This window comes from Leifsonia sp. LS1, from assembly GCF_020521355.1.
Lineage (GTDB): Bacteria > Actinomycetota > Actinomycetes > Actinomycetales > Microbacteriaceae > Leifsonia.
In genome coordinates this window covers 342,861-351,548 of record NZ_BPER01000005.1, presented here as the reverse complement: position 1 = coordinate 351,548, position 8,688 = coordinate 342,861, and the positions used below count along the sequence as shown (strand labels likewise).

Annotated in this window: 11 protein-coding genes; 2 read left to right on the top strand and 9 right to left on the bottom strand. The window is 71.7% G+C overall.

The genetic code is table 11. The annotated features are described in order from the left end of the window. Window positions 1-298: hypothetical protein (locus LLS1_RS11840; RefSeq protein WP_226655752.1), on the bottom strand; the 298-nt coding region annotated here is incomplete at its 3' end. A gap of 7 nt (window positions 299-305) precedes the next feature. Continuing rightward, a complete protein-coding gene (dapB, locus tag LLS1_RS11835; protein ID WP_226655750.1) occupies window positions 306-1,085 on the bottom strand; it encodes a 4-hydroxy-tetrahydrodipicolinate reductase in 780 nt (259 codons plus the stop codon). 66 nt (window positions 1,086-1,151) lie between these two features. On the opposite strand from dapB, the gene LLS1_RS11830 reads away from it, so the two are divergent. Beyond that, window positions 1,152-1,649, top strand: a complete 498-nt coding sequence (locus tag LLS1_RS11830) for a GNAT family N-acetyltransferase (protein WP_226655748.1) — start codon at window positions 1,152-1,154, stop codon at window positions 1,647-1,649. Here the strand turns inward: LLS1_RS11830 and LLS1_RS11825 are convergent. Both LLS1_RS11825 and LLS1_RS11820 read right to left on the bottom strand, forming a co-directional pair. Beyond that, window positions 1,646-2,248: a histidine phosphatase family protein gene (locus LLS1_RS11825; protein WP_223357241.1), complete on the bottom strand. Its 603-nt coding sequence runs from the start codon at window positions 2,246-2,248 to the stop codon at window positions 1,646-1,648. The two genes, LLS1_RS11830 and LLS1_RS11825, sit on opposite strands and share 4 nt — an antisense overlap. Window positions 2,249-2,287: 39 nt before the next feature. After that, window positions 2,288-3,637, bottom strand: a complete 1,350-nt coding sequence (locus LLS1_RS11820) for a pitrilysin family protein (protein WP_226655746.1) — start codon at window positions 3,635-3,637, stop codon at window positions 2,288-2,290. A gap of 197 nt (window positions 3,638-3,834) precedes the next feature. Between LLS1_RS11820 and LLS1_RS11815 the strand changes: the two genes are divergently transcribed. Beyond that, window positions 3,835-4,419 (top strand): TetR/AcrR family transcriptional regulator, encoded by a 585-nt coding sequence (locus LLS1_RS11815; protein ID WP_226655745.1) that lies wholly within the window; start codon window positions 3,835-3,837, stop codon window positions 4,417-4,419. A gap of 304 nt (window positions 4,420-4,723) precedes the next feature. Here LLS1_RS11815 and LLS1_RS11810 read toward each other — a convergent pair whose 3' ends face one another. The 5 genes from LLS1_RS11810 to LLS1_RS11790 form a co-directional block, all read right to left on the bottom strand. Continuing rightward, window positions 4,724-5,788 carry an aldo/keto reductase gene (locus LLS1_RS11810; RefSeq protein ID WP_226655743.1) on the bottom strand — a complete coding sequence of 355 codons (1,065 nt, stop codon included), beginning with the start codon at window positions 5,786-5,788 and terminating at the stop codon, window positions 4,724-4,726. Window positions 5,789-5,951: 163 nt separating this feature from the next. Then, the gene (locus tag LLS1_RS11805; RefSeq protein WP_226655741.1) at window positions 5,952-6,791 is read right to left on the bottom strand and encodes a CoA ester lyase; all 840 of its coding nucleotides are present in this window, start codon (window positions 6,789-6,791) and stop codon (window positions 5,952-5,954) included. Then, the gene (locus tag LLS1_RS11800) at window positions 6,788-7,273 is read right to left on the bottom strand and encodes a MaoC family dehydratase (RefSeq protein WP_226655739.1); all 486 of its coding nucleotides are present in this window, start codon (window positions 7,271-7,273) and stop codon (window positions 6,788-6,790) included. Before LLS1_RS11800 ends, LLS1_RS11805 begins: the two co-directional genes overlap by 4 nt. Next, window positions 7,270-7,917, bottom strand: coding sequence for a CoA transferase subunit B (locus tag LLS1_RS11795; RefSeq protein ID WP_226655737.1), 648 nt, complete (start codon window positions 7,915-7,917; stop codon window positions 7,270-7,272). Before LLS1_RS11795 ends, LLS1_RS11800 begins: the two co-directional genes overlap by 4 nt. Then, a complete protein-coding gene (locus LLS1_RS11790) occupies window positions 7,914-8,675 on the bottom strand; it encodes a CoA transferase subunit A (RefSeq protein WP_226655735.1) in 762 nt (253 codons plus the stop codon). Before LLS1_RS11790 ends, LLS1_RS11795 begins: the two co-directional genes overlap by 4 nt. Window positions 8,676-8,688: the final 13 nt, after the last annotated feature.

Here is an 8,688-nt window from a genome sequence, read left to right as displayed (position 1 = left end):
GAACCGGGGCGCCGGCGCCCCCCCCCCCGGCACGTCCGCTCGCGCGGTGCGGCAGCTGCTCGACCGGGAGGCCCCCCTCCGCGTCCAGGATCCGCACGAGCTTCTCGGTCTGTGCGCCGAACAGCAGCTCCCGGCCGATCGCCCAGGCCGCGATGACCGGCAGCACGACGAGCGCGATTCCCATCACCACACCGACGATCTCGCCGGTCGCGATCAGCATGATCGAGCGCTGGAAGACCAGCACCAGGTAGACGAGCAGGATGATCGCCATCACGATGGCGGCGACGCGGTTCCTCACGGCGGCCTCAGCGCTCGCGCACGGTGGGTCGCGGCGGCTCGCCGTCCGGCCCGGCGATGCCGAGGTCGACCAGGGCGTCGAGGCCGACCGTGACGCCCGTCGCCGTGGCGGCGGCCCGCAGCGCGAGCAGGATGCCCGCCTCGTACGCCTGCGGCCCGACCGTGTCGTGGTGGATGGTCAGAGTCTCGCCCGGGCCCCCGAAGACCACCCGCTGCTCGGCGACGACGCCGCGCATCCGAAGGCTGTGGATGGGTACGCTGGCGACCTGCTGGCCCCGCGCGCGCTGATCGGTGTGCGGCGCGTCCACCGGCCCCCGGGCGGCCCGGGCGGCGCCGATCAGCTCGGCCGTGCGCACCGCGGTCCCCGACGGCGAGTCGACTTTGGTCGCACCGTGGGTCTCGATGATCTCGATGGAGTCGAAGAAGCGGGCGGCCACCGTGGCGAAGGCGGTGCCGAGCGCGGAGCCCAGCGAGAAGTTCGGAATGACGACCGCCCCCTGCCCCTCGTGCTCGGCGACGCGGCGCTCGAGGTCGAGGATGCGGTCGGCCGACCACCCGGAGGTGCCGACGAGCACGTTGAGACCGTGGTCGACGGCGAACGCGACGATCCCGGGGCTCACCTGCGGCAGGGTCATGTCGACGAGGACGTCGGCGCCGAGCATGTCGTCGAGCGCCGACGACGAGCCCAGGGTCGCGACGAGCTCGAGGTCGTCCGCCTGCTCGATGAGCCGGACGGCCACGCTTCCCAGTTTTCCGCTCGCCCCCGCGACGGCCACGCGAATAGTCACCCGCCCAGCCTACCCGGGCGCCGCGCCGCTGCCGTCGCGCACGGGCGCGGGGATTACCCTGGACCGATGGTGTCTTTCGCAGACGTCGCCGTCACCGACGCGACCGCCCACCGCATGCTCGCCGCCTACTTCGCCGAGCGCGCGCAGACCTTCCCCGCGACCCAGGGCGCCTATCGCACGACCTTCCCGGACCCCGGGCAGTTCGTCGCCCCGGCGGGCGTCTTCCTGCTGGCGTACGACGACGACGAGGCGGGCTGCGGCGGTATCCGCGAGCTGGGCGTGCCCGATGCCGATCTCGAGGAGGGGATGCCCGTCGTGCGCTACGAGATCAAGCACCTCTGGGTGGCGCCGGCGCACCGCGGCCACGGGCTCGGCCGCACCATCCTCTCCGAGCTCGAGCACCGCGCCCGCGGCTTCGGCGCCACCGAGGTCGTGCTCGACACGAACGCCAGCCTGGAGGCGGCGGGCGGACTCTACCGCTCGCACGGCTACGAGGAGATCCCGCCCTACAACGACAACCCGAATGCCACGGACTGGTTCCGCAAGCGGCTCGACGTCGGCTAGACGGGCTGCAGCTCCGGCAGGCCGGTGCGGAGCTCCACCGGCAGGTGGCCGAGGTCGTTGTGCACGACCAGCACCGGCGGCTTGGCGGAGCGCACGCGGATGATCGTCAGCCCGCAATTGGCCTGGTTGAGGCCGAGCCAGCGCCAGGCGGGGGCGTCGAACACGTGACGCACGAACCAGCCGATGACGAAGTTGTGGGTGACGAGGAGGTCGTGCCTGTCGCCGAGGGCGGGGGTGAGGAACTCCCCCACCGCGTCGTCCATCTGTGCGCGGCCCGCTTCGATCTCCGCCTCCGTCACCGAGCCGAAGAACGACTCGAACGCCTTGGGCATGTCCGGCGTCGGACCGGAGGGGATGCAGTCGAACAGCAGGCTGGACGGCTCGGGCAGCAGCGCGGGCATCCGCTCGGCCATGATCGAGGCCGTCTCGGCCGCGCGCACGAGCGGCGAGTGGTACATCGCCGTGAACGGGATGCCGCTCAACCGTTCGGCGATCAGCTGCGCCTGCCGCTTGCCGCGCGGGGAGAGCGGGCCGTCCGGCAGGCCGTGCTCGGCGTCCTGCTGCTCGCCGTGTCGGACGAGGTAGAGGTAGTGGGGCACCGGGGAGACCTTTCGCAGAAGTCGTTCGAAGGAGGCGGATCAGGGAGCGAGACCGGCGAACATCCCGTCGGTCACGCTCCCCACCGCAGAGACCGAGACCGGGCGGTCCGCCAGGTCTCGGGCGAGGTCGCGCACGTCGTCGGCGGTGACGAGGTGCAGGCGACGGAGGCTTTCGTCCAGATCGGCGAACTCGCCCAGGCTGATCTCGGCCCGCCCGAGGCGGGACATCCGGGTGTCGGAGTCCTCGAGGGCGAGCGCCGCCCCGCCGGAGAGCTGCCCGACGGCGCGGTGCAGCTCGTCGGGGGTGATCCCCCCGTCGGCGAGGCGGTGCAGCTCGGCGAGCATCAGCTCGGCGACCTGACGGGCCTTGGCAGGCGCGCAGCCGGCGTAGAGCCCGAAGACCCCGGCGTCCGAGTAGGAGCCGGAGAAGGAGTAGACGGCATACGCGAGACCTCGCCGCTCGCGGATCTCCTGGAAGAGCCGGCTGGACATCCCGCCGCCGAGTACGGAGTTGAGAACGCTCATGGCCGTGCGACGCTCATCGGTGGCGACGATGCCGGGCACGCCGATCAGGAGGTTCGCCTGCTCGGTCGGGCGCTGCACGGTGACGACGGCGGCGCCGCGCTCGATCGCGGCGGCCGAGAAGGAGCGGCGGTCCACCGGGTCCGCGGCGCGCTCGGGGTCCCAGCCCGCGGCGGCGAGCGCACGCACGACCCCGTCGACGAGCAGGTCGTGGTCGACGGCCCCCGCGACGGTGATCACGAGATCCTGGGGCCGGTAGTTCGCCTGGTAGTGGGACCACACGGCATCGCGCGTCGCGGCGCGGATGGTCTCCGGGCGACCGCCGATCGGGCGCCCGAGCGGGTGAGCGCCCAGGACCGCCTGGAACAGCCGTTCGTTCGCGACGTCTCCCGGATCGTCCTCCGCCATCGAGAGCTCCTCCAGGATGACCCCGCGCTCGTTCTCGAACTCGACCGGGTCGAGGAGGGACGAGGTCAGCATGTCGCCGATGACCTCCACCGCCATGGCCAGGTCGCGATCCTGCACCTTGGCGTAGTAGCAGGTGTACTCCTTGGCTGTCATCGCGTTGTGCTCGCCGCCGACCGCGTCGAATGAGATCGCGATGTCGAGGGCCGTTCGCGAGCGTGTGCCTTTGAACAGCAGGTGCTCGAGGAAGTGGGTGGAGCCGAGGCTGCCGGGGACGTCCGCCGTCTCGTCGCGCGAGCCGACCGCGACCCAGTAGCCGAGGGTCGCGCTGCGCGCGCCGGGAACCTGCTCGCTGAGCACGCGGACGCCGCTGGGGAGGACGGTGCGCCGGACCAGCGCGTCGCCGGATGCGGCGAACGAGAGGTCGGCCAGACCGAGCGGGAGGTCGACTGCGCTGTTCATCCCCTCCACCCTACGCCAGCGGCTTCGGAATGCCTGAGACTCTCCGATGAGGACAAACAGACTGGTCTGTCTACCTATATACTGGACTCACCACCCGGACCGGTCGCATCCCCCGGACCCCCGTCCCGACCGGCCCGGTGGTTCCCAACCGCCGAGGAGGCATGCACCGCCTCCCGTGACAGAAGGAGTCGCGCCCGATGGTCGTAAGCGCCCGAGCGACGATCCGGCCCCCAGCGCCGTCGAAGATCAAGATCCTCGCCACCGCGGACGAGCTCTTCTACGAGGAGGGCATCCACACCGTCGGCGTCGATCGCATCATCGCGGGCGCCCGGGTCACGAAGGCGACGTTCTACAAGCACTTCCGCTCCAAGGACCTCCTCATCATCGCGTACGTCGAAGGCCGCGACCGGCAGGTGCGCGAGTGGTTCGCGGAACTCGAGCAGGCCGGCGCGGACCCGCGCGACATCGCGCGCGCGCTCGTCGATTCGATCAACGAGGAGGCCGTCCGCCCCGGATTCCGCGGCGACCCGTTCATCAACGCGGCCGCGCAGTTCGCCGACGAGAGCCACCCCGTCCGCGTCGCCGTCACCGCGCACCGCGACTGGTATGCGAAGCGCATCGAGCAGCTGTTCCGCGAGATCGGCCACCCCCACCCGGGCGACGCGGCGGACGACCTCATCCTCGCGCGCGACGGCGCCCTCGCCGGCGGCTACGTCGGCGACCCGATCGCCGCGGGCGCCGCACTCCACCGCTCCCTGGAGCGCATCCTCGGCGAGGCGTAGCGCTCCTCCCCTGCTTCGACGCCCGACCTCCGGAACTCCGGAGTTGCGTCGCGCCACGCCGCAGAAATCGCCGCAACTCCGGAGCTTCGTCGCCGGACGGCGCACATCTCCGGAATCACTCGGCGCGCAGGCGGGAGCGAGCGCGGCTCGGTACGCGCGGGAGCGACCGCGGCGCACCTGGTGGATCCGGAGATCTGAGCCGGGCGGCCGGACATCTCCGGAGGTACGGTGCCGTGAGCGGTGTGTCGAAGCGAGACTCCGGAGATCCGGAGGAACCGGCGCGCGTGGGCGGCGCGGGCGACAGCTACTCGGAGACGCGGTCGAGGTCGAGCATCTGGGCACGGGTGAGGCGGATGCCGGCCCCGGCCATCAGGGCGTCGACCTGGTCGGGGCGGCTGGCGCTCGCGACGGGCGCCGCGATGCTGCGCTTGGCGAGCAGCCAGGCGATGGCGACGCTGGCGGGCTGCACACCGTGCTCGGATGCGATCCGGTCGACGACGGCGAGCACGCGCTGGCCGCGGCGGTTGACGTACGCCGACGCGCGCACACTGCGGGCGCCCGCCGTGAGGTCGGACTTCGAGCGGTACTTGCCGGTGAGGAATCCGTTGGCGAGCGCGTAGTACGGCATGACGGACAGACCCTGCGCGGCCGCGACGATGCGCAGGGCGCTCTCGAACTCGGCGCGGTGCATGAGGTTGTACTGCGTCTGGATGGCGACGAACTTCGGCAGGCCGGACGATGCCAGGATGCGCGCCTCGATCAGCCGGTCCGCACCGAAATTCGACGCGGCGAGGTAACGGACCTTGCCCGACTCGATCAGCCACTCCGCGGTCGCGAGGCTGTCCTCCAGCGGGACCTCGGGATCGTCGTCGTGGAAGTACAGCAGGTCGATGTGATCCGTCTGGAGACGCTCGAGGGAGGCCTCCACCGCACGCACGATGCTCACGGAGCCGAGACCCGGGTTCTCGTGGTGCCGGCCGACCTTGGTGGCGACGACGAGCTGGTCGCGGTTGCGGCGCTCGCGCATCCACTTGCCGATGAGGACCTCGCTGCGCCCGCCGACGTAGCTGTCGGCGGTGTCGATGAAGTCGCCGCCGAGCGCGGCGAAGCGATCGAGGATGGCCAGTGAGGTGTCCCCGTCGGCCGTCCAGCCGAAGACGCTCGCGCCGAGCGAGAGCGGATAGACGGTCAGGTCGCTCTCGCCGATGCGGCGCGGGGCGATGATCGAAAGAGGACCCGTGCGCTCCAGCGCCGGATCGATGTCGAGCGGTCCACCGGTGTCGGTGGAGGGATCGACCACCGGCGTCGCGACCGGTGCGGTGCGCAGGCCGACCGTCTCGAGAAGGCGCAGGGGAAGCAGTTGCGGCATCACATCCCCCTGCACCCGATCCTGCCTCTGACCGGCCGGATCGTCGTATCGAATCGATTCGAGAATGGTCTACTCCCGAACTGTACTTGCAGAGTACGGCAAACCCCCGACCCGCCAGCCCGGAAACGGGTGAACTGCAGCAGAAACCTTGGTCACGGTTTCATCACGGTTGCGGGGCCGCGATCGGCGGAACGGCGCGGCGGACGACGGCACGCGCGTGCGCCAGCACCGGGCCGTCGACCATGCCGCCGCGGAAGCGGAACACCCCTCCCCCGGCGGCGTCCGCGGCGGCCAGCAGCGCACGCGCGGTCGCCTCCTCCTCGGCGGTCGGCCGATAGGCCGCGCGGATGGTCTCGACCTGCCCCGGATGGATGCACGCCGTCGCCGCGAACCCCACCGCGACCGCGTCCTCCGCCTCCGCCCGCAACCCCGTCAGATCGGCGATGTCGAGGTGCACGGTGTCCACGGCGTGGATGCCGGCGGCCCCCGCCGCGAGCAGCACTGCGGAGCGGGCGTGCCGGGCGACATCGCGGTACGTCCCGTCCGCATGACGACTCGATGAGCCGCCCACGGAGGCGACGAGGTCCTCCGCGCCCCACATGAGCGCGAGCGCGTTCTCCGCACGCGCCAGCTCCGGCGCCGCGAGCACTCCCGCGGCCGTCTCGCACAGCGCGATGACATCCATCCCCCCGAACCGGGCGAGGTCGGAGGCGCGCTCCGCCTTGGGCAGCATGACGGCGCGGTACGGCGTCTGCTCCAGGGCGGCCAGATCGGCGTCGTGGTCGTCGGAGCCGGCCGGATTCACGCGCACGATCACGCGCGCCGGATCGAGCTGCGAGGCGGCGAGCGCCTCCCGTGCCGCGGGGCGGCGGCCGGGGTCCACCGCATCCTCCAGGTCGAGGATGACGGCGTCGGCGCGCTCGAGCGCCTTCGCGTAGCGGTCGGGACGATCGGCCGGGCAGAACAGCAGCGCCGGTCCCCACGGGAACGCGGGCGCCGTCATCTCGCCGCCCGCTCGTGCGCCGCCCTGGTCCACACCATGACCTGACGGGTGGCGGTCGCGACGACCACGCCGTCCTGATTGCGGCCGGTGTGCTCCAGCGTCACGATGCCCTGACCCGGGCGGGAGGCCGAGAGGCGCTTGGCAGTGACGACGGTCTCCGCATAGAGAGTGTCGCCGTGCCGCATCGGGTGCGGGAACGCCACCTGCCCGAAGCCCAGGTTCGCGACGATCGTGCCCTGCGTCAGCTGCGCCACCGACAGGCCGACCAGCGTCGAGAGGGTGAGCATCGAGTTGACCAGGCGTTCGCCGAACGGCTGACCGTCCGACCACGCGGCGTCGAGGTGCAGCGCCTGCGTGTTCATCGTCAGCGTCGTGAAGAGCACATTGTCGGCCTCGGTGAGCGTGCGGCCCGGGCGGTGCCGGTAGCGCACGTCTTCCTCCAGCTCCTCGTAGTACAGGCCGCGCTGCTCGATCTCCCTCACGGCGTCTGCTCCAGGTCGACGGTCAACGGCGCGCCGGTCGCGGCGACGACCTCGGCGACCGTGACCCCCGGGGCGACCTCGCGCAGCACCAGCCCCGCCTCCGTGACATCGATGACGGCGAGATCCGTCACGATGCGGTCGACGCACCCCGCGCCCGTGAGCGGGAGCGTGCACGCGCGGAGGATCTTGGGTCGGCCCTCGCGGTCGACGTGGTCCATCATCACGATGAGCCGCTTGGCGCCGAAGACGAGGTCCATCGCGCCGCCCATGCCCTTGACCATCTTGCCGGGGATCATCCAGTTGGCGAGGTCGCCGGTCTCCGACACCTCCATGGCCCCGAGCACGGCCACGTCGACATGGCCGCCGCGCACCATGCCGAAGGAGAGCGACGAGTCGAAGTACGCGGCGCCCGGTTCGACGGTCACCGTCTCCTTGCCGGCGTTGATGAGGTCGGGGTCGACGTCGCCGTCGGCCGGATACGGCCCCACCCCGAGCACGCCGTTCTCCGAGTGCAGGATGACCTCCACACCGGCCGGGATGTAGTTCGGGATGAGCGTCGGCATCCCGATCCCGAGGTTGACGTACTGGCCGTTGCGCAGCTCGCGGGCCACGCGCGCGGCGAGCTCGGTGCGGGTGAGGCTCATGCGGTGCTCCCTTCGTGGACGGTGCGGCGCTCGATGCGCTTCTCCGCGTCCGGCGCGTGCACGACGCGCTGGACGAAGATGCCCGGGCAGTGCACCGTTCCCGGGTCGATCTCGCCGGGCTCGACGAGCTCCTCCACCTCCGCGACGGTGACACGGCCGGCCATCGCGGCGAGCGGGTTGAAGTTCATCGCGGCGGCGTGGAAGACGAGGTTGCCGTGCCGGTCGCCCTTCGCGGCGTGCACGAGCGCGAACGCGGGGCGGAGGGACTCCTCGAGGACGTAGTCCGCTCCGTCGAAGCTCCGCACCTCCTTCGGCTCGGACGCGACCGCCACCGACCCGTCCGGCGCGTAGCGGCGCGGCAGGCCGCCGTCGGCGATCTGCGTGCCGACCCCCGCCGGCGTGTAGAACGCGGGGATCCCCGCCCCTCCCGCCCGCAGCTTCTCGGCGAGCGTGCCCTGCGGGGTGAGCTCCACCTCCAGCTCGCCCGAGAGGAACTGTCGCGCGAACTCCTTGTTCTCGCCTACGTACGAGCTGATCATCTTGCGGATCCGCCGCTCGGCGAGCAGCAGCCCGAGGCCCCAGTCGTCGACGCCGCAGTTGTTGCTCACCACCTCCAGGTCGGTCGTCCCGGCCTCCAGCAGTGCCCCGATCAGGGCGCTCGGGATGCCGCACAGCCCGAAGCCGCCGACCGCGAGAGTCGCGCCGTCGCCGATGTCGGCGACGGCCTCGGCCGCCGTGCCCACCGTCTTGTCGATCACGGTTCCTCCTGTC

What these genes read in the sequence shown, in the direction of transcription:
- LLS1_RS11810 (WP_226655743.1), bottom strand. Translation starts at nt 5,788, where the DNA reads ATGCCGCAACTGCTTCCCCTGCGCCTTCTCGAGACGGTCGGCCTGCGC.
- LLS1_RS11805 (WP_226655741.1), bottom strand. Translation starts at nt 6,791, where the DNA reads ATGACGGCGCCCGCGTTCCCGTGGGGACCGGCGCTGCTGTTCTGCCCG.
- LLS1_RS11795 (WP_226655737.1), bottom strand. Translation starts at nt 7,917, where the DNA reads ATGAGCCTCACCCGCACCGAGCTCGCCGCGCGCGTGGCCCGCGAGCTG.
- LLS1_RS11830 (WP_226655748.1), top strand. Translation starts at nt 1,152, where the DNA reads ATGGTGTCTTTCGCAGACGTCGCCGTCACCGACGCGACCGCCCACCGC.
- LLS1_RS11815 (WP_226655745.1), top strand. Translation starts at nt 3,835, where the DNA reads ATGGTCGTAAGCGCCCGAGCGACGATCCGGCCCCCAGCGCCGTCGAAG.
- LLS1_RS11820 (WP_226655746.1), bottom strand. Translation starts at nt 3,637, where the DNA reads ATGAACAGCGCAGTCGACCTCCCGCTCGGTCTGGCCGACCTCTCGTTC.